Source organism: Mesorhizobium qingshengii (genome assembly GCF_027563465.1).
Lineage (GTDB): Bacteria > Pseudomonadota > Alphaproteobacteria > Rhizobiales > Rhizobiaceae > Mesorhizobium > Mesorhizobium qingshengii_A.
In genome coordinates, this window is the sequence record NZ_JAPFQA010000052.1 from 1 (window position 1) to 1,539 (window position 1,539).

The 1,539-nt window shown below is 66.0% G+C and carries 1 protein-coding gene; it reads left to right on the forward strand.

Going from position 1 to position 1,539, the window contains the following annotated elements; all coding sequences use genetic code 11:
- The first annotated feature begins 80 nt into the window (after positions 1–80).
- On the forward strand, positions 81–1,250 hold the full coding sequence (locus tag OOJ09_RS31900) for an IS110 family transposase (protein ID WP_269909020.1): 1,170 nt from the start codon (positions 81–83) through the stop codon (positions 1,248–1,250).
- The last annotated feature ends 289 nt before the right edge of the window (positions 1,251–1,539 follow it).

Sequence of the window (1,539 nt, forward strand, 5' to 3'; positions counted from 1 at the left end):
CGGCAGATCCCATGGGGAGTGGATCGTGGCCCGCGCTCTGGCAGAGTGGGCCATCGCAACTCGCTCTTTGGAGGCCCTTCATGCATTTTTCGACCGCCGATCAATCCGAGCTACAAGCCGCTGTCCGCGTGGATCTTGGCGCAATCTTCGTCTCGCTGGAGCTGTCCAGATCGACCTGGCTAGTCACCTCGATTGCACCGGGCAGCGAGAAGATGTCGCGCCACATGGTCGCCGGCGGTGACAGTGCCGGGCTGCTCGTCTGCCTCACCGGGCTGCGCAGCAAGGCCGAGGCGCGCACGGGCACGCTTTATCCGTTGGTGGTGATCCAGGAGGCGGGGCTGGACGGCTTCTGGATCGACCGGGTGCTGAACCGCGAGGACTGGATCGAAAGTCACATCGTCGATGCGGCATCTATCGCGGTGTCGCGCCGCCACCGTCGCGCCAAGACGGATCGGCTCGATGGCGAGGCGCTGATCCGCGCCCTGCTGGCCGTCAAGCGGGGTGAGCCGCGCGTCTGCTCGATGGTCCGGGTGCCGACGCCCGAGAATGAGGATCGCCGCCGGACCAACCGCGAGCGCAAGGTGCTGGTCGCCGAACGGGTCGAGCACGTCAACCGCATCAAAGGCCTGCTCTTCAGCCAGGGCATCCGCGACTACGAGCCTTTGCGCCGCGACCGGCGCGATCGCCTGGAAGACCTGCGGACCGGCGATGGCCGCGCCCTGCCGGCCCGCATGAAGGCCCAGATCGGCCGCGAGCTTGACCGTCTCGAATTGCTGCTCGGCCAGATCAAGGCGGTGGAGGCCGAGCGCGACGCGCTGCTCGCCGCGACGGCGGTGGACGCCTCGACGCCGGCGGCGATGTTGCTCAAGCTGAAGGGCATCGGACCGGAATTCGCGACGATCCTCCACGCCGAAGGGCTGTTCCGGCATTTCAACAACCGCAGGCAGGTGGCCGCCTACGCGGGACTGGCACCTTCCCCATGGAAGAGCGGCACGATCGATCACGAACAAGGCGTGTCGAAGGCCGGCAATCCGCGGCTGCGAACGACGATGGTCGAGCTTGCCTGGCTGTGGCTGCGCCATCAGCCGGCCTCGGGCCTGGCCCGCTGGTTCAGCGAACGGGTGGCGCGCAACGGCGGCCGCCTCAAGAAGGCGATGATCGTCGCGCTCGCCCGCAAGCTGCTGGTGGCGCTGTGGAAATACGCGACCGCCGGCGTCATCATCGAGGGAGCGCTCATGAAAACCGCATGACCGCTTCCACCACCCTTTTCCTCCATTCCGCAAAGGCCTGATCAGCCTTTCGGATCCAGGTGGGCGAACCGAAAATATGCATGGCCTCAACAGCCGATCGGCAGAATGGTTTCGTCTTCCTGAGCCTGCGCCCGCCGCAAGCGGGATATTGGTGCTGCCGCCAGGAGCGGCGACCGCATGTGAGGTGGATGAGGCCCGGCGACCGGGCCGCGTCACGTGATCGGGCTCAGACCTTGGACCGAAACGCGAAGGAGGAAAATCACACTTGACCATGTAATCCCCATGTGAG

Coding starts and splice junctions, on each gene's coding strand:
- OOJ09_RS31900 (WP_269909020.1), top strand. CDS start 81: ATGCATTTTTCGACCGCCGATCAATCCGAGCTACAAGCCGCTGTCCGC.